This window comes from Marinomonas sp. PE14-40 (assembly GCF_051623805.1).
In the GTDB taxonomy this organism is placed as follows: Bacteria; Pseudomonadota; Gammaproteobacteria; order Pseudomonadales; family Marinomonadaceae; genus Marinomonas.
In genome coordinates this window covers 3,509,894-3,532,895 of the sequence record NZ_CP130700.1, presented here as the reverse complement: position 1 = coordinate 3,532,895, position 23,002 = coordinate 3,509,894, and the positions used below count along the sequence as shown (strand labels likewise).

Below are 23,002 nucleotides of genomic sequence, written 5' to 3'. Positions count from 1 at the left end.
TATGAGTTTATCAAGAAGACAATTCATCCGTTCAAGTGCTCAGGTCACAGTCGCTGCAAACCTAGCCATTGCGGGCGCTGCACCTGTATATTCAGCGCCTTCATCTTCGGCGAATAAAACCCCCATAGTGAGTATTAAGCCAGAGTCAAAAGCATTGGTGTTTATCATGTTAGATGGCGGTAATGATGCCTTTAATATGCTGGTACCTAGCTCTAATAACCATTATCAAGAATATAAGAAAACAAGAAGCAACTTAGCCTTAGACCAAAGTGAGCTTTTGTCATTAAGTGGATTCAAAGATCAAGACGGAAGACACTTTGGATTACACCCCAGCATGCCTGAAGTTAAGCACTTATTTGAGCAAAATAAGTTAGCCTTTGTTGCCAATATTGGCCCCATGATCACCCCAGTAAATAAGTCCCTTTTTTATAGCCAAAGCGCTAATTTACCTCTTGGTCTCATGTCTCATTCAGACCAATTTAAACATTGGCAAACAGCAAGACCTGAACTCAGAATTAATCGTGGCTGGTTTGGCTTACTCAGTGATTCCTTACAGGCAAGCCAAGCTTCCCCCCGTATTCCTATGAATATTTCCTTGGCGGGAATTAATATTATGCAAAATGGTTTTCAGTCTGGCGCTTACTCAATTACAGACGAAGGCAGCGTGGGTTTAGTCATTAATGAAGTCCCAAATCAACTTAACAAACTGCTGTTAAAAAACTTTGAAGACAGCCTAAATCAAAGCTACTCCAATGATCCATTTAGGCAATCCTATCTTTCCATGACTCGACAATCTCAAGCTCAGCATCAAATATTTAAAGAAGCTTTGGAAGGTTCCAAGATGAAAACTCAGTTCTCCAATAGTGAGCTTTCACAACAGCTTCGTAAGGTTGCACAATCGATTAAAAGTGCAAAAGCCTTAGGCCACAAACAGCAGACATTTTTCCTTAGGTATATTGGCTGGGATCATCACGATGAACTGCTTAATAACCAAGGTAAGATGCTAAAAGTGTTGAGTAAGGCCCTTGGAGAGTTTCAACAAAGTCTAGACGAGCTCGGTCTTGCGGATCAGGTCGTTACTTTTACTGGCTCGGATTTCGGCAGAACGCTCACATCCAACGGAAACGGCACAGACCATGGTTGGGGCGGTAATACCTTGGTGATGGGGAGTCAGATCAATGGCGGTAGAGTATTTGGACAATATCCAAAACTCAGCCTAGGTAAAGAAAACCCTCTGGATATTGGCGACGGTGTTTTAATTCCCACCTTAGCAACCGATGAGCTTTATGCCGAATTAGCACTCTGGTTTGGCGTAGAGAAAAACCAACTCGATTTATTGTTTCCTAATCTAAAAAACTTTCCAGCTAAACAGAGCAAGGGATCACTAAAAGAGTTAATTAGAGCCTGATAAACGCTCAAAAAAAATCAAATATGCTTTCAAGAATCAGACCTGAAGGCATATTTGAAAAATAACTTGGAAAAACTAATGTATAAACAAAGGGCTTTAGCTACGCCAGCTATTCCCGATTAAAAGAGAAATCCCTACAGAAATCCCAAAAGCTAACAAAATATTAACCAGTGAGAACCCCCATATAGCGATACACACAGCAAGCGTCACGACCATCCACAATAAGGTCTCTAAGATCCAGGTTCCCATATCAATACTCCAATGGATTAACTTAGATCTAAGTTTAAGGAGTCAGGGGTTAAGGTTTGGTTATCAGTTATCTTGGTGAGTGCTTGTTAAGAAAGACACGCTCGCAAAATAGCGATGCTTTTGTGCTTGTTGGATAAAATGCCAACCTTGGCTCTGGCATAAGCGTTCAATTAATATCAAACCAATACCAAAGGACGTATCAGAGTCACTGAGCTCTTGGTCATTTAATGAATTAGAGATGGTTAAACTATCAGACGATAACACAATGTCTATCTTGCCTTGTGCAGTATGCTGAAGCGCATTACGAATAAGGTTAGTGATGACAATCTCAACTAACACATGCGGTAAAGGGCCAACAGCAAACTCACTGTGCACATCAATGTCTGCCGTCACCTTCTTTTCATCAGCAAGGTAATAATGATTAGCCAGAATTTCTTGCACCAAACTTTCCATATTTATATGGCTAAGCTCTAAATCTAACAACTGGTTACGGCTCATCCATAACAGGCTGGTGATGAGATTATGCATTGTCACAACAGAACGATTAATACGTGCAACAGCCCGCTGCCCTCCTCTTGGCATCACATCAGAGAGTCTGGTTAGCATGTCACCACTCGCTGAAATGATTGAGACTGGCGTCCTCAATTCATGGCTTGCAGCACGGAGAAAAAACTCTTCTCTTTCTATCGCTTCCTGCTGAGATTTCACACTATCAACCAACTGCTCAGCGAGATGATTTACCTCGTTATAGCGAAAATGAGTCAGTTTTTCTGTGTCCTCTAAGTTTAGCGTTTGCGCCCATTGAGACATTAGAATAATAGGCTGAGTGAGCCGATGAATTAACAAACGTACCAGTACAAACACAAATAATAAAAGTGCTCCCACCATTAAAAATGCAGAGTTCAACTGATTGATAGACTCGGGAGGATTTTGGCTGAACAGCTCTAAATAAATGGCCTCATCATATTGCGACGCCACATAAAGGTAAGTATCTAAACTCATGACATAGTGAAGCGCGGCGTAATAATAATGGCCTGAACCTTCTTGCACGCCTGCCACATACTCTTCGTAAATGACATCAGGCTCGAAACTTTGCCAATCAAAGTGCATTTTAAACGCTGTTGGCAGTTGCTCAAACTCGCTATAAACCTGCAGCGTTTTACTCTGTGATTGAGGAGGAGCGCCATGAGCCAGATACTCTTGCTCAGCTAACGTTAACTCATATAAAAAGCCATACTTTACGGATTCATTCAGCCCGACTTGATAGCTCTGGCTTATCATCAAGACATAGACTGTGGTCAAACTCAATACTAGGCCAAACAAGTAAAGATAGATGTCTCGCTTAATACTCACCCGCTTCATTTTGAGACCTCTCGAATAGCCACTCCGACCCCATGAATAGTCTGAATCATTTTAGTTTCAAATGGGGCATCAATAGCCTGACGAAGTTTAAACAAGTGTACTTTTAAGCTGTCTGCATTTGGTAAATCATCCCCCCAAACTTGGTCTTCTAGTTTACTTTTGCTGACCACATTTGGGCTATTTTGCATTAAGCAAACTAAGATTTTCCAACACAATGGCGGCATTTTTAATACTTGCCCAGCACGGGTTACAAGATGCTTATCTAGGTCGATACTCAAGTCACCAACCGTTAAGTTAGTCACGACACCCTGTGCTCGGCGAACCAAAGCAAACAGCCTGACTTTCAGTTCTTCCATCGCAAAGGGTTTAACCAGGTAATCATCCGATCCAGCAGCAAAACCTGTTAATTTATCATCTAGCGTATCGCGTGCCGTTAACATCAAAATGGGGGTGGTGATTCCCTTTTGCCTGAGTGTTTGGCACACATTAATACCGTCCATTTTTGGCATATTAAGGTCTGTGAGAATAATGTCATAAGACTGATTTAGCGCCAGATTCAGCCCTGCGGCTCCGTTGTAGGCAAAATCAAACTCTATACCATCCAACTCCATATAATCGCTGATAGCTTCTGACAAGTCCTTATCATCTTCGATAAGCAAAACATTAATCGCCATGATGTAGTTACTTCCTTCTTTGCTCTTGTTTCCAAGCCCAAACCGGCGGCTTAACCAAGAGTTTAAAACGGTAACACCAAGTCGGTGCCTGCCAGATCTGCTTAATCAACTTAGTATACCCATGAAAATAGACTTTAAACGGATTGATGGAATTAATTCGAGGATAAACCCCATATTTCACTGGCTCTTCTTCTCTGGCAAAAGTACCAAACATTCGATCCCAAATAATCAGTATGCCAGCATAGTTTTTATCCAAATATTGCGAGTTTCTTGCGTGATGCACCCGGTGATGTGAAGGCGTATTGAATATGGCTTCTATGGGCCTTGGTAACTTTCGTACCGTTTCTGTGTGAAGCAATGTTTGAAAAACTTGCACTAAGGTTTCGCACAATAAAACAACGAAGGGATTAAAACCCATCAAAATCAGTGGCAAATGAAAGAAGAAGGGGAAAAACCAATCTAACGGGCCAAATCGATATGCTACAGAAATATTGAAATAAGGTGAGCTATGGTGAACTGAGTGGGTTCCCCACGCTAGACCATTACTATGAAAAAAACGATGTTCCCAATAGTAGGCAAGATCTGCCAATATCAAGCAACCAAGAATACTCCATCCTGTGATCGGCAATTGTGTCAGACTAAAGTTGTCATACACATAGGTAAAAGCCGCCACATAAGCCAGCCCAATAAAGAAGATGGTGACTAACAAAAATGACAAGGTAATTAAGTTGGTTGCACTATCGCCAACCATGTTCCAACTGAGCTTCTTCTTGAAAGCATAACGTATAAGTTCGACAGCAAACAAAGCCGTCGCAATAAGTAAGAAGTAATTGTTCACCCAAGATTCGGTGAAAATAATGCTCGCTTCAGAGAAGGCTTGAGACATAAACTCCATAAGATCTTTCCTGTAGATTCATTATTTATAATAGACAGACAACTGACTGGATTCAGGTTGCCCTTGCGGACTTAAGTAATGAACTTCCACTAATGCATCAACTGACTTTTTAAAATCAATTCGTCCCCAAGCATCAATAAATTCGGACACACTATATTGACCTCTACTGGCAAGAACATCCTCATTCCCCTTACCCAAAACGGGAAGTGCAATAAGGTCTTTAGATGTGGTTTGTTTCGGTGTGACATAACCAATTGTCACTGTCGCCTGAGTAAAGTCGCTATTCAAATCCTGATATAAAACCACAATACGATTGAGATTTTCAGGCAGCTTGTTTTGTTCAACCCATTCACCTTCAAACTCTCCCCACAGGGCAGACATGGACTCAAGCGCAATGCTTTTCGTCACACCATTCAAGTACTGTCGATCTATATTAGGCAACTTTGTCTCTACCTGAGTATGAGCCTGAGTCATACTCACACCTGGCTGTAATTCATCTGGTTTTGCGCTTTCGGCCATAACAGGTTGAAAGAGAACTAATCCCCAAATAGAGCCTGTAATAGCACCTGCTGTTAGTATTGATGCGAATAATTTCATCCTATCTCCCGTCGTTAAGTGCAACTTAGGAGGTAGAATATAGTTAGTCTGGTTAACAAAAGGTTATGAGATAAAAGAGAAAAACGGTAGCAAGCCACATTGAGGTGATAGCTTTTTGGCATACTTAATTGCCAGCTAATTTAGTAGTCAATTATGAAATGAAATCAGTGCGCAGCGAACTGGCCGACCATTATTTGAAGAAGTCTAAAATGTCTTTGAGTGAGATATCTTTCTTGCTGGGTTTTAACGAAGTAAATTCGTTTATTAGAGCGTATTCCGCTTGGAAAGGAGTCTCTCCTGGCCACTACAGAGAGACCTATCTGGCTTAAATAAAGTGTTCAAGTTAGAAGGCGTTAAAGCCTTCTAACTGCTTCAATTAATTGCGCTTTTTCTTGATCATTAATGATGGCGGCCCAACCGGTTTTCGCTAAACCAGAGGTTAGGTTAATTCGGTCACACACTTTGCTACCGCGAATAGCCAAACCTTGGCTTCGCTCTCCCATAATATAAAGGCCTAAAACAAATTTATGGCCAGCAGGTTGTTCGTCTGTATCATGGAGTATGGGCATATTATCTGCTTCCATAAACTCCTGCACGAGTACATTTTCCACCCCTATTTTAAGCAATTTTTGCTCTAGTTCAGCGTCACTATACGCCTTACCAACTAATACCCCTTGGCCTCTTGCACTGCCATTTCCTCTAAACAGATAATCATTTTTATGGGCAATAAAATGAGGCAATGTATCTTGAGATAAGAGGCAGGTATAAGGAAGATACTGCTTAATTGCTTGCCTTTGCTCTTGGGTTAAACGGGCTTGATAAGCTTCATCCCACATTAATGCTAACCAACGTTTGTTGCTTCTTAGCTCGTCTTCAAAGCCATGTAAAATGCGTGCTTCACTCTTTAGTAAGGCATGTAAAAATTCATCATATGGGTCAATTTCATTGAGCCCAAAACCGCGATAAACCAAAGTCTTTTTCGCCTCTTCTGGCGCTAACCAAGCTTTAGGGTAACTTTGCTCTGTGTGGGTAATCACAGGGAGTCTTACTCCCGCTTGAATGAAACTTAGCTGCATGAGTTCAAAGGACGGATAGCCTTTATCCGCATGGCTTTGCCAATCAAGAATCACCAATCTTTCATACTTTTGTTGGCGACACAGGGTTTTAATTTCTTCGGCTAAGGTGAGATAAGCGCTGACCTTGCCATGGTCGTAATAAGGCTCAAGCGAGAGGCTTTCCATCATCAAATCATAGGCATCACCACAGGCCATACCACCAACGCCTGTGTGCAAGTTCATTCCGCACACTGAGTAGCCTTTTTTATGAGGGACAAGATCTAGCCGAGCAATGGTTTGTTCGCCAGATAACAGCCTTTGCCAATTAATATAGGCACGCAGCACATTAGGAATCATAAAATAGTCGAGAATTTCTTGCTTACTTCTCTGTTGATAGATTTGATTCATTATGTTGGTTTGCGCATCTAAAAGGTGTTTTAGGTCATTCGATAATTTCTCAAAATCCGTTTGAGAAAAGATAAATGGGGTCGAGAAAAACTCATACCTATCCGCAGCTAAACCATTTTTAAAGGTCGTTAATCTCTCCTTTATCTGAGCTTTTTTTAGTTGGTCTGATTTTTCTATCATCAGTCCTTGCAGCTCACGGTTAAATTCACAAAACATTTGGCATCCATTCCTTAAGTGTCAAACAGGGCTACAAGTCCCCTAATTGTTTTAATATGTGGTAGCAGGCGACTAGGTCCAAGCTGCTATGACCTGTTGAGCTAAAAAGTGTGAGCTTAGATTTTAACGTGACATTAAAGGTCTCTGGCTCAGAACGTAAATCTAAAGCTTGAGTATGCTCGAACCCTGCTTCTTGCACAGCTGTGGCTCTGTCTTCCACCAGCAAAATAGAGTCGTTAATAATGTCTAACGACACTTCCCTACCCGTATAAGTAAAAGCCCCCATACAATTAATATGGCAGCAAGCTGGGTCTAAGGTTTCAATCAAGCAGGTTTTACAACTGGTTGCTGTGCTAAGAATCTGAGCGCCTTTTTGAGCATCTTGAATCGTATCGCAAACAACAAACTGCACCCGAGGGAAAGCCTCAGCCAAATGAGATGTAAACTGACTAGCTTTTAAAGGAGAGCGTGAATAGATCTGCACTCGTTTAATAGAACGAACCGCAGCCACACCCAAAAACTGCTGCATCGCTTGCTCGCCTGAACCAATAATCGCCAAGGTGTCAGCATCATCAGGTGCACCTAAATCTGTAAAATAGCCCGTAATCGCGGCGCTTTTTAAATTAGTAATCGCATTGCCGTCTAACACAGCTAAAGGCAAACCCGTCTCATAAGAGAAAGCATTCACTATGGCATGCACACTGGTTCGCCCTTTTTGAGGGTTGTCTTCGATAAAGTTAGCCGCTTTACAAATAAACAAATCCATCGGTTCACTCACGGCCATCATGGCTCCATAAGAGGCAGACTTACCTTCAGGCCTTATAATGTTCCGTAAGGGAGCTTGAATATGATTAAAGCCCTTACTCTCAACCAGATCTTGAATTTGCTTAACCATAAGCGGTATTACTTGCGCACGTTGAATATTGGCTTGATTCAAGTACTTCACACCTAACCCTCACATTGACTACGACAAGGAATCAAAAAGCTTCTTTCTACCAATAAACACACAGCCCCTTTCTGGTTAACACCTTTCGTCTCAACTTTCACCAACCCTTGATTTTCATCAGTCTCTGAAGAGGATTTTGCCAAAATCTTAGATTCAGCATACAAGGTGTCTCCCACATAAACAGGATGAGGCAAAGAGACATTTTTCCAGCCCAAATTCTCAACAGCAGGATTAACGGTACTGGCGAGACTTAGTTCATTCACAATAGAAAAGATCACTAGGCTAGAAACCAAAGTTCGACCACTTTCAATATCCTGTTTTAGTCTTGCGTTTGCTTGTGGTTGAAAGGTTTGTTGCATGTTAAGGGCAGAGTGCCAGATAGTATCTAATTCGGTCACTTTGCGACCTTGGTTATGTTGGAAAATATGGCCTGGGACAAAGTCCTCAAAATACAAGTCATGACTTTCCCAATAATGCTTCTCTTTATCCGCCGTGATATCGCTTATTTGCGCTTGTCCCATGCTAAATATCCTTATTAGTTAGCAAAGACTAATTAGGCACAATTCCCCTATGCTCTTAATATAATTAGCCATTTTAGTGATGAGAATGAACAGATAAAGCATAGTCATTTATGCCATAAAAACAGCTTGCAGCAATTACTGAATATTACGTGTTAATTAAAAGACAGGCATAAGGCAAAAAATAATTGATAACGACGAATAGAGATAAGGAAGCCAAGAAAGCACATAATTAAAACCAGCACCTCCTCATGTAGGGTGAAACCACCTAAAAAGAAAGCGCTGTCTTTTTGTTTTAACTCACACTCATGTTTTCTGGTGCCTTAGTGGTAACGACTAAAGCATTACGTTTAAGTTTGGCTTGATAAAGGGCTTTATCGGCAATGCTGTATAAACGTCCCTCTTCTACTTTGCTTGTAGGCGATAGGCTAAACATGCCAATCGAAATGGTTAAGAAATCACTGACAAGATTTTCCTTATGCGGGATTTCCAGCGACTGCACCTGCTCTTTAATCCATAAGAGTTTTTGCTTGCTGGTTTCAACACTCTGATCAACAAACACAATCGCAAATTCTTCTCCGCCAATTCTAAAAGCATAACAAGAATCGTCGACTGTACTACTAAACACACTCGACACTTTTCTCAGCGCTTCATCACCGACAGGGTGGCCATAAAGGTCGTTGAATTTTTTGAAGTAATCGATATCGAGAATCGCCAAATTGAGGAAAGAGGAATCACGTTGAGCATTATGGTATTCGCGACTTAAAATGGCATCAAAGCCACGGCGATTATACAAGCTAGTTAATTCATCAATGATAGCTAACTTTTTATTCGTAATACTGATCAGGGTATTGGTAAAACTCGTGATTTGATAATGCTTATCAAAGCTTGGTGCTATGGTTGATTGAGCCCAACAAGACTTGCCCTCACCATTAATATAATGCACTTCGCCACGCCATTCAGCACCGGTTTTTAGCACAGATAAAATCGCAGCATTTACCTTACTTGAGCGTTTGGAGTTATCAAAGAAATAGCTTTTTTGACCAATAATCTCAGATTTATGTTTACCTAAAAAACGGCATAAAGCATTACTCGCATTGAGTACCACACCTTCTTGGTCCAAATCAGCTAGCAAGATATTTTGATCGATTAAATGTTCTTTCTCACTTTGCTCTTTTTCAGACAACATGGCTCTTCTAATCGTGCGAGTCGCCAGTAAAAGGATGAAAATAATAGAAAAAATAGTAAAGCTGTAATTAATCCAAAGCGCTTCTAACTTTGCGACTTCAAACTCTTGCTGAAAGCTTTTAGCCTTATGATTAGCAAAATCACTCACCGTTTGAACATTCATCATCAACTGTTCAAGCAACACCGTTTCTTTACCCTTGGTGAGCACCATAGCTTGGGCATGCTCTCCTTGCCTTATCAGCGCAATGATTTCAGCCCGAATCGCCTGCCACTGGATAACCAGACGATAACAGGCATTAATAGCGTGTTTCTCACCTAAAAAGCGATCGGATAAAAGGTCGAAGTCCTTTAGCACTTTTTCTTCATGCTGCTGAATATGCTCTATTGCGAGGTTCAAATCTTGTATCGTATTTGCGGCAACAACATCTTTCATATCACCTTGCATAGACACAAGATTTAGCTTAATTCTTTGAGTGGTGTTCGAGACGATATAAGGATGCTCATAGAACTGGTTCATCGTATTTGCCATACGAGTCAGCAGCACTTTAGACACTATGCCCAAAACGACAATCATCAAAATAATTAAGGTAAAGCCAATGAACAGGGCTTTCTTTTGATTTTTAATTCTAAACTCCCTTATTGTCACCAATCACCCATGTTTGACTCTGTAAAAAAGAAGAGATCAATGAGCTACGAATTAAGGGGCCGATTTTACATGTATATTATTTGATCAGGGCTGATTTTTTATATGGTGAATTGTTAAGGGAGAGAGGACATCCGGGGCTAAGTGTTACATCATGTATATTTATGATTACTCAAAGTAATTTCCTGACAAAAAACTACCACTTTTCCAGCAAAGATAAGATATTTTTATCTCTAATTTTACACTCAGTCAAGTAGCTGACTTTATTGAGTTTACTTCATTTATTTTACATAAAATAAAAGTGTTTAAAAGTTCATCATCTTAGCTTTTAAATAAAGAGTAGCACTCTGTTTGATTCACATCATGAGGCGAATAAACAATCTAATCGCCTCACTAAATGAGGCGATTAGATTATAGGTTTAACTTGTATCGCGTACTACGTCCGCCCGCGCCCGTTTTCACCAAACAACCTAACTCAATTAAATGTGCCAAATGTCGAGTTGCCGTGGCGCGGCTTACCTTAGCGACCTTCTGATATTGACTACTATTAATACCCAACTCAAAGTCACCATCTAATAGCCTATTCAGTACTTTACTTTGCTCACTGCTTAATTGAGTTTGATCAAAGCCTTGCCAATATCGGGTTTTAGCAAGTGTCTGTTCTATATCTGCTAGGGTGTTAAGCAAGCTTTGATTCAAGGTTTGTAAAAACCAAACTAACCAACTTGTGATATCAAGCTGACCCTTTTGAACGCTTTCAAGCACGTCATAATAAGATTGACGATTTTCCAGAATACTCACTGACATAGCATAAAGACGAATGGATTGGCTTTCCCCTTGGGCTAGTGCAAGATCTGTTAACAGACGTGTTAAGCGCCCATTGCCATCATCCATAGGATGCAAGGTAACAAACCAAAGGTGAGTAATACCCGCCCGTAATACAGGGTCTAGAGATTCATCTAATAAAGACTGATTAAACCAATCTATAAAGAATGTAAGATCGGCCTCTAACCTTTCTCTTCCTGGCGCTTCAAAGTGCAGCGTTGGACGATCAATTCGACCCCTTTGTTTATAGGAAATGACCTGCATAGGAGATTCACCACGCAGCTCGCCACTTAACTTATCGAAAGAAATGTCATTTCTTATGTAACTTTGACTAGCATCACCAGAAAACAACAACCTATGCCAATGTAAAATACGGGGTAAACTTAGTGGGGTTCTAAGGGACTCAGCAGAGGAAGGCAGAGCATCTAACATCAAGTCAGCCAAACAATCCGATTGTTCAGATCGAGCATAAGGCTCACTCTCAGAAACACCGAGTTTATTAGCAAGGGATGAACGCACAGAAAAGGCATTCAGCTTCTCCCCTTCTATCGCACTGGAATGAATAATATTGGCAAGCAAGGTATCTAAAGTGGTATTCAGCGCTTCATCTTTTGATTGATGGCTCATACGACCCAACAACAAGCCTTGATTAAAATGCACCTCACGCAGCAAAGGCGCGAGCACATCAGATTGCCAAGTAAAATTAGGCCAATCCGCTTCTTGCCAAATCCACATACCACACCTCAAATGAGTCGAAAAACAAACCTATTCTACTCACCATATAAGGCGAATAGATGTTCGATTGTTACTAATATCTCATTTAAAATCGAAAAATAGCATTTAAAAACATCAACCTAAACGCTAATTCTAAAATTATAGAAGAATATACCTCAGACACTGTAAAATAAGCCTGAGTTTTTAAGACAGATATTACCAATTAAATTCACCATCAATAATCACAGCCTTTGTGAAAATAAAGCGAACTAAAAGCATCGATGTGAAATAATATTTATGCGATGATAGCTATATTGCTATTAAAAATTAAAATCGTCATTTTTTAGGAGATATTGAGTTGAAGCGCCCGATAATAAATGCTGTGGATCTGTTCTGTGGAGCTGGTGGGTTAACCCATGGATTAGAGAAAGCTGGCATTAATGTTGTAGCAGGATATGATGTCGAAGAGTCTTGCAGATTCGCTTACGAACACAACAACCAAGCTAAATTTATTAATCAGGATGTTACCAAGCTACAAAAAGACGAGATTAAGGCGCACTTACATGGAGGAGATTTCACATTACTCGCAGGGTGTGCTCCTTGCCAACCCTTTTCGACGTACTCTAGATCCACTAATTCTGCTAGACAAAAAGACAAGCGCTGGGGGCTACTAAATAGTTTTGGTCGATTAGTCTCAGAAGTATGTCCTGACTTTGTAACCATGGAGAACGTGCCTGGTCTAGTAAGCCAACCCGTATTCAATGATTTCCTCCAACAATTAACGAATGCTGGTTACCAATATGACTACCAAATAGTTTTCTGCCCTGCCTACGGTATGGCACAAACTCGAAAACGATTGATGTTACTAGCCTCACGGGAAAAAAATATTCAACTCCCAGAACCTTCACATACTCCTGTACAATACGTTACGGTAGCCGATGTGATTGCAGATTTACCGCCTTTACTAGCAGGGCAAACACTCGCTGACGACCCTTTACATCAAGCCTCTACATTAAGCCCTATAAACCTGAAACGAATTCAAGCATCTGTACCAGGGGGCACTTGGTTGGATTGGCCGGAAGACCTACGCGCATCTTGCCATCGAAAAGACAGCGGAAAGACATTTCCAAGCGTTTATGGAAGGATGTCATGGGACAAGCCCTCCCCAACTATCACAACACAATGTAATGGTTATGGTAATGGACGCTTTGGACACCCTGAACAAGATCGCGCCATAAGCCTACGCGAAGCAGCTCTGTTGCAGTCGTTTCCAAAAAGCTACCAATTTTCCCCTAGAGAAGAGAAACTATCTATAGGTGCACTAGCGAAAATGATTGGGAACGCAGTACCAGTACGACTAGGTGAAATGGTAGGCCTGAGCATAAAAGAAGCTCTGGCTTAGAGTAACGAAAAATACATCTAAACATGGGAAAGGTAATGCTCATTATTGATATAATTTTCATACGCATTCATCAAATGACTTAGATAGTCTTTCACAATATCAATTAGAATGCGAAATTCACTATATGCATGTCCTTTACCGCACTCTGCAAATGAGACACTGCCATGGCCTAGGCTATTACGTACTTCTTTGATATAACGCAATGGCCCTTGCTCATTACGAAAGGGTCGCCGTAATTTTTCTTCAACCGTACGAGGTAGTATCAACTCCACCCCGACGCGATTATTCAACTTACTAATTGCAACCATATCCCAATTACCACCTCCACCACGTGGGATAGTAATTTTAACTGGTTCGCGACCAACAGCTTGATCTAACAATTTCAGCGCCCGCTCAAGACGTTTTTCAGGTGTAAGGTTATCTTCTGGAGGAATCATGTGTTTTAGGTACAAATCACGTATCTTATCTGAAAGCTTAGTAAGATCATCGCTAATCCCCCTTTCACTATGCCGCCCAATAGCACTCAGTAATTGATTTACCGTCGATTCAACTAAGTTATATAGTTGTAAGTATGTACTGGAAAATAGAATTTTTTGCTGCTGAATAGTAACAGCGTAATAATTGTCATTTACTAAAAATTTAGCACCTCCGCTTCCAATTGCATCGCTGATGTTTCTAATGAGCTCAAAGTGCGCTTCAATGTCACTTACCCGTTCGTTATAGGTGTCTTTGACTAATTGCAAACTAAAAAACCTCTAACAATGCATCTTTCATGACATCAATTCTGCCAACTAATTTACTTTTGACGTTAGCTCCATCGGAGGTAACTTTCTTCAAGAAATCTTTGCTATTAACGATAGACTCAGCTTGCTGTTGAGTGATTGTAAGGTCAGGTTTGACCAGCAAGGCTTTGTATGAACCAATTGAGATAGATTCAAACCGAGCTCGAGGTGTAGTCTTTGCACCTGCAGATTTCCTAAACCCCAGAGGAAAAAACTTTTCAACAAAGTTCAGAACCTTGACTAATCGTTTACGATATAAGTCAGCTAATTTTGGGTTTGCCTCAAAAGCACTATTCATATTACGTGTGTAGATAAACAAAAACTCTTTTACTTTATCCTTGTACTCATCAAGCCCATCTGTGTAGGCAAAAAAGCGCAATGCTAACTCCTCTCGCTCCCTAGTCGCTTTCTGGCTAGTGGTTACATTTGCAAGACGGGTAAATTGCTCGTCTTTTGCGATATCAATAATGAATTCCATAAAGGGACCGCGCAGAGCACCACGACGAACTTCTGCTGGATTTGCAACCTTACTACCAGTGTTGATCCGCTCAAATAGGTCTATACGGGATTCCAGATCTGTTTTATCAGACAATACTACAGCTCGGATCGATTGGTTTTGGAGTTTGCGTTGCCGAGATAAAATCAAATCCTCAAATTTAGTTCCATTAAGAAAATTCAAACGATCTAACCCATCTAACCGTAATCGACTGTTCATATATTCTTCAAGGGTCCGTAAACGTTGTGATCCGTCAACAATTTCCAGTTGCCCCGTCTGATCATTCATCCAAAGGAATACAAATGGGATAGGAAGCCCCATCAATAAAGACTCAATAAAGCGGCATTTCCGTTTCGGTTCCCAAGTAAATTCACGCTGGTAATCAGGGACAGCAAAGTCCTGATTAGCTACTTTTTGGGCTAATATCTCTATGGTATATTCTGATGTATAAAAATCGATCTTCTTGCTGAATTCTTGTAACTGAAGTTCAGCCTGTTGTTGTTGCTCTTCTTGCGTCATATCTATATCCAATGGATCCATTTTCAAATATATTTACTGCGAAATAGAGTGCTCAAAAACCTCTAGTTCAACCAAGTTATAAAACATTATTTAGAGGATTTTTTGTTTGACCAACATCACTCATACAACTTTTAATTTGATATGTTCAAAATCCTTCTCTATCTCCATAGCACCATACAAAAAAACGCGGCCCATGCATACAAAAGCTGTCAGTAATTTAAAAGGTTAGAGCCTCATTAAAAACGAACTGAGTGAAGTTGAGACGAGGCAAAGATTTTACGAAATAGCGGAGTTTATCGTGATAAATGAGCATATTGAGTAAAAGCTTTAACAATGTCTCGGCAAACTCAGGCGTTTTAACCCCAATAAAAAGAAATATGGTACAATCCCTGTCCGATTTCTGATCGGGCTTCGCGCTTCGCGTTGTTATACTCTTATTTTTCCACTATTAGATCTTTATCAGAGACCCGAATGAATCAATCTCGCGGAAATCTTTTCATTCTTTCAGCCCCTTCTGGCGCTGGAAAATCAACCTTATATAAAGCATTACTGGCTCAAGATGAGCAGGTACGTATTTCTGTTTCTCACACCACCCGTGCTGCGCGCACAGGCGAAGAAGACGGCAGAGAATACTTCTTTATTGATGCTGATGACTTCTTAGATATGATTGCTGAAGATGCCTTTGTTGAGCATGCACAAGTATTTGATAACTATTATGGCACCTCGAAAAAAGCAATCGCAGATATGCTTGATCAGGGTCTAGATGTTATTTTGGAAATCGATTGGCAAGGGGCGCGTCAAGTACGTGAACTTTACCCTGATGCTTTGAGTATTTTTATCTTACCACCATCGACAAAAGCGTTAGATGAACGTTTGCGTGGTCGTGGTACGGATTCAAACGAGGTCATTGAGCGTCGTATGTCTAAAGCGGTTAGCGAAATGTCTCATTATGATGAGTACGATTATGTTGTCATAAATGACGATTTAGATCAGGCTCTCATGGAAATGCAGGCCATTTTTACAGCTATGCGCAATAGAAGACAGCTTATTGCACAAAAACATGCAGATCTTATCAATGATCTCTTGTCTTTGTGAGAAGCGGTTAAGTAGAATTAGAACATTCATGAATTAAATAGGTAGAGATCAAGATGGCTCGAGTTACTGTAGAAGATTGTTTAGAAAATGTTGATAACCGCTTTCAGTTGGTTATGGTTGCAGCAAAACGTGCTCGCCAGCTAGCAACAGGTGGTAAAGACCCAAAAGTTGCTATCGAAGATGACAAATTTACTGTTGTTGCATTACGTGAAATCGCTGAAGACGTTATCAACGCAGGTAATGTTGATCAGCAAGACCAACCGATTCACGAGTTTTAATTTATGGTATCGCTCGTTTCAACATATCTAGCTCACTGTTGAGGTGAGCGATGTATACCATAGAAGATTTAGCCTCTACCCTGATCCAGTACTTGCCATATGAGCAAGTCGCTGACATCAAACGCGCTTATTATTACGCCGAACAAGCTCACGATGGTCAACGTCGTAAAAGTGGTGAACCTTATGTGATTCACCCTTTAGCTGTTGCGCAAATTTTAGCTGAGTTCCGCATGGACTGTGATGGCCTAGTCGCCGCCCTGTTACATGACGTTATTGAAGATACCGGCATTAGCCGTGAAGCCTTAACAGAACAATTTGGTGAAGGGGTTGCGGCGCTGGTTGATGGGGTAAGTAAACTTACCCATCTCGAGTTTAATAATCAGCTTGAGAAACAGGCCCATAACTTCCAAAAAATGGCGATGGCCATGGCAGATGATATTCGTGTCATCTTGGTGAAGTTAGCCGACCGATTACACAATATGCGCACGCTGGATTCTATGCCAGCCCATAAAAAGCGTCGTATTGCTCGCGAAACCTTAGACATTTATGCGCCGATAGCCAATCGCTTAGGTATGTATAATGTTCGTATCGATTTAGAATCCCTCGCCTTTCAGGCTTATTATCCTATGCGTGCTCGCATGCTTAACCGTGCTATTAATAAGAAGTACGGCCAACGCATTAAGGATACTGAAAAGTTAGGCGATTATTTAAAGGCTGAACTAGCAGCAGATTATATTGAATCTGATATTAGTATTCGCGAAAAACACATCTATAGCATTTATCAGAAGATGCAGAAGAAGCGCCGTTCTCTAGGCGAAATTATGGATGTGGTTGGTGTGCGTATTGTCACTGACAAACATGATTCTTGTTACCGTATTCTCGGTGTTATCCACTCTTTGTTTAAGCCAGTTGAAGGTCGTTTTAAAGACTATATCGCTGTGCCTAAGTCCAATGGTTATCAGTCTTTGCATACCACGGTTGTGGGCACAAATGGCTTACCGATGGAAGTGCAGATTCGTACCCAAGAAATGAATACGGTAGCTGATAATGGCATTGCTGCCCACTGGGCATATAAGTCTACTAGTGTCGGCGCTAGCAATAGCCATGATAGAGCGACAAAGTGGGTTAAGAGCCTTTTAGAAATCCAGCAAAAAGCCGGTAATGCTATCGAGTTTGTCGATAACGTTAAGAATGATCTTTTCCCAGATGAAGTGTATGTTTTCACGCCTGATGGTGAAATTATCGAATTGCCAACAGGCGCGACACCGGTCGATTTTGCGTATGGCGTTCATACTGAAATCGGTAATACCTGTATTTCCTGTCGTATTAACCGACGCTTATCCCCATTAAGCACTCAGTTAGAAAGTGGCCAGACGGTTGAGATTATCACTGCGAAAAAAGCCCAACCGAATGTGGCTTGGCTAAGTTTTGCGATTACCGGTAAAGCACGTGCAAATATCCGTCATTATCTTAAAGACAAGCAACGTGAAAACGCCATTTCCATTGGTACCCGCCTTCTTAACCGCTCTCTGAATACATTTAAAACCAACATAGAACATCTCGCCCAAGAACAAATAGATCAAGTATTAGCTCATTATCAACTTGATTCTATGGACGATCTTTTAGAGTCTGTTGGTAAAGGCCGTCATGTGGGCTATTTGGTATCTCGCCAGTTGTTCCCACACTTCAACGAAGAAGAATTAATTTCTCCTAAGTCTTTCAAAGTGAATGGCTCTGAAGGCATGTTGTTATCTTATGCTAAGTGCTGTTCGCCGATTCCTGGTGATCCGATTATCGGATTTGTTCAGGTTGAAAAGGGCATTATTATTCACCACCAAGGCTGTCCTAATATTCAGGATCACTTAACTCAACCTGAGCGCTATATTCATATGGCTTGGGGTAAAGAGATAGAAGAAGATCTCAATATTAGCTTGATTGTCAGTTATGTGAATGAGCGTGGCGCGGTTGCTAAAATAGCCAGCTCGATCAGTGATACGGATTACCAAGTTTCTAACTTGGATATCATTGAAAGAGGCAGAATCAGTCGTTTACGCTTAAGCATTACTATTTCAAGTCGCGTAGGATTAGCCGATGTGATGCGCCGTATTAAAGCGGTACGCTGTGTTGAAAAAGTGACCCGCGAGACCATAGTTTCACGTTAGCGAGATGCCTCTCGCTAACTTTTAAGTCTGCAGTTGATTATAAAAAAAGCCTCTTGAAGGCCATAACATAATGAGGAAATAGAGATGTCCAAGCAAGTGATTCATACCGACAAAGCGCCACAAGCAATCGGCCCTTACTCTCAAGCGGTACGTGCAGGTAATACGGTTTACCTTTCTGGTCAAATTCCACTTGTGCCAGAAACAATGGAAATCATTAGTGAAGACGTATCTGAGCAAACCACTCAGGTATTTAAAAACCTTCAAGCTGTATGCGAAGCAGCCGGTGGCTCTCTAAAAGATATCGTAAAGTTAAACATCTTCATGCCAGACCTAGGTAACTTCAATGCAGTAAACGAAGTGATGATGCAGTTCTTTAGCATTCCTTACCCTGCACGTGCTGCGGTTGGTGTGCGTGCATTGCCAAAAAATGTAAAAGTTGAGATTGAAGGTGTGATGGTACTAGAAGATTAATCTTCTTTTCCTCAGATCTAAAAAAGCCGATGTTGAGACAGCATCGGCTTTTTTATTGCTTGTCGGCCAACCTATTGAACAAGCTGCTTGTTCAAATTTACTTACTTAAATAGTCTTTCAGTAAAGCTTGATAACCTTGCACATAACTTGGGTAGATAAACTGATAACCTAAGCTTTGCAATGCATTGGAGCTTAGTTGTTTGCCTTTAGCCGGTATCATGTCATTCAGGCTTAACTCTGAGCTTATTTCTTGTTCAGTCTCCATATGAGCAGCAATCCAATTCACTAGCTCCCACTGACTTACTGGTGCTTGGTCTGTGCCAATATAAATAGAGGCGAGTTTACTCCCTGCTAGTTTAACTTGGCCTAGAAAGAATAAGCTGGCGACACAGTCATCCCTATGAATACGGTTAGTCCATTGATTTGCTGCGCTAAACCCTTGGCCTTGGGCGATTTTATCTAGTGTTCTGTTTCGTCCCGGTCCATAAATACCCGAGAAGCGTACCACTGTGTGATCTAGTTGCCCCTCTAACCAAACGTTTTCAGCTTGATGTAATACCTTGCCTGTGACTGAACTGGGCAGAGCTTGCGTTGTTTCATCCAACTCTAAGCAGCCGTCTTGTTCGCTGCCATAGACACTGGTACTTGAGATAAAAAAGATATGCGGGCCATCTTGCGTCGCAAGCTTTTGGTAAACCTGTGACAATCTTTGGCTAGTTGCCAAATAAGCCGCTTCATACGCTCTCTGATTACGCCCTTGCGGGGTCATAATAAGGTAGACAAGATCCACTTTTGGAAAGGCTGCTTCAGGCAATTCACATATATCACCCAAAATACCTTTAACTCCTGTCGGGAATTCATTGGTAGAGCGTCGAATTGCGTGCACGTCATGCCCTTGTTCGACCAATTTTGTGGCAAGGCCACTGCCTAGATCACCACAACCTGCTATGAGTATGCTTGACATAAATGAAGCGTCCTTACGCGAAATAACGAATCTTAATATTATACTTTATCAAAAATTACTTTATCATAGTTATTAACAATCGATTCTATTTTATAGGCTTACTCTATGACGCTTACCGAACTTAAATACATTGTGATGCTAGCCAAAGAACAACATTTTGGCCGTGCAGCGGATGCTTGTCATGTTTCACAGCCTACCTTAAGTGTGGCTGTAAAAAAGCTCGAAGAAGAACTCGGTGCAGCCATTTTTGAGCGCTCTAAAAGTGCGGTTTATATAACGCCTCTTGGCCAACAAATTGTGGATCAAGCAGAACGAGTAATGGAGCAGGCGAATGTCATCAAAGAGTTGGCTTCTACTGGACAAAACCAGCTAAAAGGTCCAATTAAAGTGGGTGCAATTTATACTATCGCGCCTTATTTATTTCCTCATATGATTCCTTTCTTACATCAGCATACTCAAGGTATGCCTTTGATTATTGAGGAGAATTTAACTGAGAACCTAAGGCCTAAGCTAAGAAACGGTGAGTTAGATGCCATTATAGTCGCGCTCCCTTTTAGAGAACCAGATGTAGTGACTCAACCTATCTACGAGGAAGAGTTTGTGGTGCTCATGCCAAAAAACCATAGTTGGACCAAGCTGAGCCATATTGAGACCTCACAACTCAGTACTGACAACCTTTTGATCTTAGGCAAAGGCCACTGCTTTAGTGACCAAGTCACAGAAGCCTGCCCTATTCTTAATGAAGCCGATTATGATACCGCCAGAACCATAGTCAATGGCAGCTCACTAGAAACCATTCGTTATATGGTGTCTTCTGGTTTAGGCGTTACTGTATTACCTAAATCTGCGGCGACTAATATCAATTCAGACCTTTTAGAAGTGCGCCCTTTTGCTCATCCTGCACCAAAACGAACGGTCGCCTTGGCTTGGCGCGCGAGCTTTCCTCGCCCACAGGCAATTGATGCACTAAGTCAGTCGATTCGTGATGCTTATCAGCATTTCCCGGTCTAATTCGACCTATCTTTGATCGTTTGAACTCGCTTTATAAGGAGCCATATGGATTCGCTTGAATGTGTTGCAGTTACTGAGCTTAAAGGTGTCGGCGCGGCACTCGCTGAAAAGTTGCAAAAGCTGCATATCGAAACTCTGCAGGATTTAATTTTCCACCTGCCGATTCGCTATCAAGATAGAACCCGTGTGCTCCCTATTGGCCAACTCAAGTTTGGTGACGAGATAGTGGTAGAAGGCAAGGTTGCCAGTTGTGAAGTGCAAATGGGGAAGCGTCGTAGTCTGGTATGCCGTATTCGTGATGATTCTGGTTCACTATGCCTGCGCTTTTTCCATTTTAACGCCAGTCAGAAAAAACAGTTTGAAGCCGGTAAAGCGATACGCTGCTTTGGTGAAGTAAGACGAGGCAGCACGGGATTGGAAATGTTCCACCCCGAATATCAACTTGTAAGTGATGACTGGCAAGCTGAAGATGACAGACTCACACCTATTTACCCTTTAACTGAGGGCATAACGCAAAACAAGATTCGACTCTTGTGCGAGCAAGCTCTTGAGCATTTATCACCTTATAATTTACAAGAGTGGCTGCCAGAGCAAATTCGTCAGGAGTTTCAGCTACCTGCTCTTTATGATGCCGTACGATACCTGCACCAACCACCTACCGATGCCAATATTGAAGAGCTAAAAGCAGGATCTCATCCGGCTCAATATCGTTTATCTTTTGAAGAGTTACTCGCCCATCAATTAAGTTTAATTGGCAAGAAGTTTAAAGCCAAAGAAGACCTTTCAATCAGCTTAAATGAGCCCGGCGAAATTTTAGATAAGCTATTAAAAAGTTTACCTTTTTCTCCTACTAACGCACAAAAACGTGTGGTTGGAGAAATACTAGACGATCTTAAAAAAGGTCACCCTATGTTACGTCTGATTCAAGGTGATGTAGGCTCTGGTAAAACCTTAGTGGCCGCGATGACAGCGGCGGTCTTCGTCGCCCAAGATTTACAAGTCGCGATTATGGCGCCAACCGAGATTTTAGCCGAACAGCATCTGGTTAATTTCAGCCAATGGTTTGAGCCATTAGGTATAGAAGTCGCTTGGATGGTAGGTAAGCTAAAAGGTAAACAAAGAGAGCAAGAGTTAGCTAAAATTGCCTCTGGTGAGGCCAAAATAGTGGTCGGTACCCATGCACTCTTTCAAGACAGTGTTGCGTTTCATAATTTGTCTCTGGCTATTATTGATGAACAGCACAGGTTTGGTGTGCATCAAAGGATGGCACTTAGAGAAAAAGGCATGAATGGCCAGTTACAGCCTCATCAACTCATCATGACGGCGACACCGATTCCTCGTACTTTAGCTATGTCGGCCTATGCAGACCTTGATTGCTCGATTATTGATGAGCTTCCTCCTGGACGAACACCTGTCACGACGATTGTTGTTTCGGATCAAAGGCGTGATGAGGTTATTTCACGTGTTCAAGCCGCTTGTCAGGACGGTCAACAGGCTTATTGGGTCTGTACTCTGATTGAAGAATCCGATGCTTTACAATGCCAAGCCGCCGAAGATACTGCCACCATGCTCAGCGAGCAACTACAAGGTTTGTCCATTGGTTTGGTTCATGGCCGTTTAAAGGCGCAAGAGAAAGCGGACATAATGAATCGCTTTAAAGCAGGTGAATTACAGCTTTTAGTGGCAACAACTGTGATTGAAGTTGGAGTTGATGTGCCAAATGCCAGTTTAATGGTCATCGAAAACCCAGAACGCCTTGGTTTGGCTCAGTTACATCAGCTACGTGGTCGTGTTGGACGAGGTTCTGCTGCAAGTCATTGTGTGTTGCTATATAAAACCCCATTAGGGCAGCAAGGCAAAGCGCGACTTTCAACTATGAGAGAAACGTCTGACGGCTTTAAGATTGCGGAAAAAGACTTAGAGTTGAGAGGACCAGGTGAGTTGCTTGGCTCTAGGCAAACCGGTTTGATGGAGTTTAAGGTCGCCGATTTGCAAAGAGATAAAGGCTTACTTGATCAGGTTCAAGCTACAGCACAGCGTTTATACCACAATCACCCGGAAGCCATTTCGCCCCTGTTACAGAGGTGGCTGCCGAATATTGAGCATTATCTAAATGTTTAAGGT

22 protein-coding genes are annotated in these 23,002 nt (G+C 41.6%); 9 read left to right on the top strand and 13 right to left on the bottom strand.

Going from position 1 to position 23,002, the window contains the following annotated elements:
- The first annotated feature begins 1 nt into the window (after window position 1).
- Window positions 2-1,408 carry a DUF1501 domain-containing protein gene (locus Q0A08_RS16365; protein ID WP_438462584.1) on the top strand — a complete coding sequence of 469 codons (1,407 nt, stop codon included), beginning with the start codon at window positions 2-4 and terminating at the stop codon, window positions 1,406-1,408.
- A gap of 96 nt (window positions 1,409-1,504) precedes the next feature.
- Here the strand turns inward: Q0A08_RS16365 and Q0A08_RS16360 are convergent, their stop codons facing one another.
- The 5 genes from Q0A08_RS16360 to Q0A08_RS16340 all read right to left on the bottom strand — a co-directional run bounded on the left by Q0A08_RS16360 (window position 1,505) and on the right by Q0A08_RS16340 (window position 5,185).
- Window positions 1,505-1,657, bottom strand: coding sequence for a hypothetical protein (locus Q0A08_RS16360; protein WP_438462583.1), 153 nt, complete (start codon window positions 1,655-1,657; stop codon window positions 1,505-1,507).
- Between the two features lie 63 nt (window positions 1,658-1,720).
- Window positions 1,721-3,019 carry a sensor histidine kinase gene (locus Q0A08_RS16355; protein ID WP_438462582.1) on the bottom strand — a complete coding sequence of 433 codons (1,299 nt, stop codon included), beginning with the start codon at window positions 3,017-3,019 and terminating at the stop codon, window positions 1,721-1,723.
- Window positions 3,016-3,693 (bottom strand): response regulator transcription factor, encoded by a 678-nt coding sequence (locus Q0A08_RS16350; protein ID WP_438462581.1) that lies wholly within the window; start codon window positions 3,691-3,693, stop codon window positions 3,016-3,018. The genes Q0A08_RS16355 and Q0A08_RS16350 overlap by 4 nt, the downstream gene beginning before the upstream one ends.
- 7 nt (window positions 3,694-3,700) lie before the next feature.
- Window positions 3,701-4,588, bottom strand: a complete 888-nt coding sequence (locus Q0A08_RS16345) for a sterol desaturase family protein (protein WP_438462580.1) — start codon at window positions 4,586-4,588, stop codon at window positions 3,701-3,703.
- A 21-nt stretch (window positions 4,589-4,609) separates the two neighbouring features.
- Window positions 4,610-5,185, bottom strand: a complete 576-nt coding sequence (locus tag Q0A08_RS16340; RefSeq protein ID WP_438462579.1) for a hypothetical protein — start codon at window positions 5,183-5,185, stop codon at window positions 4,610-4,612.
- Window positions 5,186-5,343: 158 nt separating this feature from the next.
- Here Q0A08_RS16340 and Q0A08_RS16335 point away from each other — a divergent pair, with 158 nt between their 5' ends.
- Window positions 5,344-5,514: a helix-turn-helix domain-containing protein gene (locus Q0A08_RS16335; protein ID WP_438467655.1), complete on the top strand. Its 171-nt coding sequence runs from the start codon at window positions 5,344-5,346 to the stop codon at window positions 5,512-5,514.
- Between the two features lie 24 nt (window positions 5,515-5,538).
- Here the strand turns inward: Q0A08_RS16335 and Q0A08_RS16330 are convergent, their stop codons facing one another.
- From Q0A08_RS16330 to Q0A08_RS16310, 5 genes are all read right to left on the bottom strand, one after another.
- Entirely contained in the window at window positions 5,539-6,864 is a 1,326-nt protein-coding gene (locus tag Q0A08_RS16330; RefSeq protein ID WP_438462578.1) for a hypothetical protein, read from the bottom strand.
- A 31-nt stretch (window positions 6,865-6,895) separates the two neighbouring features.
- On the bottom strand, window positions 6,896-7,810 hold the full coding sequence (locus Q0A08_RS16325; RefSeq protein WP_438462577.1) for an ornithine cyclodeaminase family protein: 915 nt from the start codon (window positions 7,808-7,810) through the stop codon (window positions 6,896-6,898).
- A gap of 2 nt (window positions 7,811-7,812) precedes the next feature.
- Window positions 7,813-8,331, bottom strand: a complete 519-nt coding sequence (locus Q0A08_RS16320) for a MaoC family dehydratase (RefSeq protein ID WP_438462576.1) — start codon at window positions 8,329-8,331, stop codon at window positions 7,813-7,815.
- Between the two features lie 292 nt (window positions 8,332-8,623).
- Complete coding sequence (locus tag Q0A08_RS16315) at window positions 8,624-10,162, bottom strand: diguanylate cyclase (protein WP_438462575.1); 1,539 nt, start codon at window positions 10,160-10,162, stop codon at window positions 8,624-8,626.
- 408 nt (window positions 10,163-10,570) lie between these two features.
- The gene (locus Q0A08_RS16310; protein ID WP_438462574.1) at window positions 10,571-11,719 is read right to left on the bottom strand and encodes a Fic family protein; all 1,149 of its coding nucleotides are present in this window, start codon (window positions 11,717-11,719) and stop codon (window positions 10,571-10,573) included.
- A 337-nt stretch (window positions 11,720-12,056) separates the two neighbouring features.
- On the opposite strand from Q0A08_RS16310, the gene Q0A08_RS16305 reads away from it, so the two are divergent.
- Window positions 12,057-13,100: a DNA cytosine methyltransferase gene (locus tag Q0A08_RS16305; RefSeq protein WP_438462573.1), complete on the top strand. Its 1,044-nt coding sequence runs from the start codon at window positions 12,057-12,059 to the stop codon at window positions 13,098-13,100.
- A 17-nt stretch (window positions 13,101-13,117) separates the two neighbouring features.
- On the opposite strand, the gene Q0A08_RS16300 is transcribed toward Q0A08_RS16305, so the two are convergent.
- Both Q0A08_RS16300 and Q0A08_RS16295 read right to left on the bottom strand, forming a co-directional pair.
- Window positions 13,118-13,843 carry an MAE_28990/MAE_18760 family HEPN-like nuclease gene (locus tag Q0A08_RS16300; protein WP_438462572.1) on the bottom strand — a complete coding sequence of 242 codons (726 nt, stop codon included), beginning with the start codon at window positions 13,841-13,843 and terminating at the stop codon, window positions 13,118-13,120.
- Window position 13,844: 1 nt separating this feature from the next.
- On the bottom strand, window positions 13,845-14,897 hold the full coding sequence (locus Q0A08_RS16295; RefSeq protein ID WP_438462571.1) for a DUF262 domain-containing protein: 1,053 nt from the start codon (window positions 14,895-14,897) through the stop codon (window positions 13,845-13,847).
- A gap of 471 nt (window positions 14,898-15,368) precedes the next feature.
- On the opposite strand from Q0A08_RS16295, the gene gmk reads away from it, so the two are divergent.
- The 4 genes from gmk to Q0A08_RS16275 all read left to right on the top strand — a co-directional run bounded on the left by gmk (window position 15,369) and on the right by Q0A08_RS16275 (window position 18,903).
- Window positions 15,369-15,992 (top strand): guanylate kinase, encoded by a 624-nt coding sequence (gene gmk, locus Q0A08_RS16290; protein ID WP_438462570.1) that lies wholly within the window; start codon window positions 15,369-15,371, stop codon window positions 15,990-15,992.
- 53 nt (window positions 15,993-16,045) lie between these two features.
- Complete coding sequence (rpoZ, locus tag Q0A08_RS16285; RefSeq protein ID WP_438462569.1) at window positions 16,046-16,270, top strand: DNA-directed RNA polymerase subunit omega; 225 nt, start codon at window positions 16,046-16,048, stop codon at window positions 16,268-16,270.
- A gap of 50 nt (window positions 16,271-16,320) precedes the next feature.
- A complete protein-coding gene (locus Q0A08_RS16280; RefSeq protein ID WP_438462568.1) occupies window positions 16,321-18,432 on the top strand; it encodes a RelA/SpoT family protein in 2,112 nt (703 codons plus the stop codon).
- 84 nt (window positions 18,433-18,516) lie between these two features.
- Complete coding sequence (locus tag Q0A08_RS16275) at window positions 18,517-18,903, top strand: RidA family protein (protein WP_438462567.1); 387 nt, start codon at window positions 18,517-18,519, stop codon at window positions 18,901-18,903.
- 97 nt (window positions 18,904-19,000) lie between these two features.
- Here the strand turns inward: Q0A08_RS16275 and Q0A08_RS16270 are convergent, their stop codons facing one another.
- Window positions 19,001-19,867: an NAD-dependent epimerase/dehydratase family protein gene (locus tag Q0A08_RS16270; RefSeq protein ID WP_438462566.1), complete on the bottom strand. Its 867-nt coding sequence runs from the start codon at window positions 19,865-19,867 to the stop codon at window positions 19,001-19,003.
- 105 nt (window positions 19,868-19,972) lie between these two features.
- Between Q0A08_RS16270 and Q0A08_RS16265 the strand changes: the two genes are divergently transcribed.
- Both Q0A08_RS16265 and recG read left to right on the top strand, forming a co-directional pair.
- Window positions 19,973-20,878 carry a hydrogen peroxide-inducible genes activator gene (locus Q0A08_RS16265; RefSeq protein ID WP_438462565.1) on the top strand — a complete coding sequence of 302 codons (906 nt, stop codon included), beginning with the start codon at window positions 19,973-19,975 and terminating at the stop codon, window positions 20,876-20,878.
- A 45-nt stretch (window positions 20,879-20,923) separates the two neighbouring features.
- A complete protein-coding gene (gene recG / locus Q0A08_RS16260; protein ID WP_438462564.1) occupies window positions 20,924-22,999 on the top strand; it encodes an ATP-dependent DNA helicase RecG in 2,076 nt (691 codons plus the stop codon).
- Window positions 23,000-23,002: the final 3 nt, after the last annotated feature.

Bases quoted from the DNA above. Each gene is read 5' to 3' on its own strand.
- Q0A08_RS16320 (WP_438462576.1), bottom strand. From the start codon at position 8,331: ATGGGACAAGCGCAAATAAGCGATATCACGGCGGATAAAGAGAAGCAT.
- Q0A08_RS16365 (WP_438462584.1), top strand. From the start codon at position 2: ATGAGTTTATCAAGAAGACAATTCATCCGTTCAAGTGCTCAGGTCACA.
- Q0A08_RS16330 (WP_438462578.1), bottom strand. From the start codon at position 6,864: ATGTTTTGTGAATTTAACCGTGAGCTGCAAGGACTGATGATAGAAAAA.
- Q0A08_RS16275 (WP_438462567.1), top strand. From the start codon at position 18,517: ATGTCCAAGCAAGTGATTCATACCGACAAAGCGCCACAAGCAATCGGC.
- Q0A08_RS16295 (WP_438462571.1), bottom strand. From the start codon at position 14,897: ATGACGCAAGAAGAGCAACAACAACAGGCTGAACTTCAGTTACAAGAA.
- Q0A08_RS16350 (WP_438462581.1), bottom strand. From the start codon at position 3,693: ATGGCGATTAATGTTTTGCTTATCGAAGATGATAAGGACTTGTCAGAA.
- Q0A08_RS16345 (WP_438462580.1), bottom strand. From the start codon at position 4,588: ATGGAGTTTATGTCTCAAGCCTTCTCTGAAGCGAGCATTATTTTCACC.
- Q0A08_RS16355 (WP_438462582.1), bottom strand. From the start codon at position 3,019: ATGAAGCGGGTGAGTATTAAGCGAGACATCTATCTTTACTTGTTTGGC.
- Q0A08_RS16270 (WP_438462566.1), bottom strand. From the start codon at position 19,867: ATGTCAAGCATACTCATAGCAGGTTGTGGTGATCTAGGCAGTGGCCTT.
- Q0A08_RS16280 (WP_438462568.1), top strand. From the start codon at position 16,321: ATGTATACCATAGAAGATTTAGCCTCTACCCTGATCCAGTACTTGCCA.
- Q0A08_RS16360 (WP_438462583.1), bottom strand. From the start codon at position 1,657: ATGGGAACCTGGATCTTAGAGACCTTATTGTGGATGGTCGTGACGCTT.
- Q0A08_RS16335 (WP_438467655.1), top strand. From the start codon at position 5,344: ATGAAATCAGTGCGCAGCGAACTGGCCGACCATTATTTGAAGAAGTCT.
- Q0A08_RS16265 (WP_438462565.1), top strand. From the start codon at position 19,973: ATGACGCTTACCGAACTTAAATACATTGTGATGCTAGCCAAAGAACAA.
- rpoZ (WP_438462569.1), top strand. From the start codon at position 16,046: ATGGCTCGAGTTACTGTAGAAGATTGTTTAGAAAATGTTGATAACCGC.
- Q0A08_RS16340 (WP_438462579.1), bottom strand. From the start codon at position 5,185: ATGAAATTATTCGCATCAATACTAACAGCAGGTGCTATTACAGGCTCT.
- recG (WP_438462564.1), top strand. From the start codon at position 20,924: ATGGATTCGCTTGAATGTGTTGCAGTTACTGAGCTTAAAGGTGTCGGC.
- gmk (WP_438462570.1), top strand. From the start codon at position 15,369: ATGAATCAATCTCGCGGAAATCTTTTCATTCTTTCAGCCCCTTCTGGC.
- Q0A08_RS16310 (WP_438462574.1), bottom strand. From the start codon at position 11,719: ATGTGGATTTGGCAAGAAGCGGATTGGCCTAATTTTACTTGGCAATCT.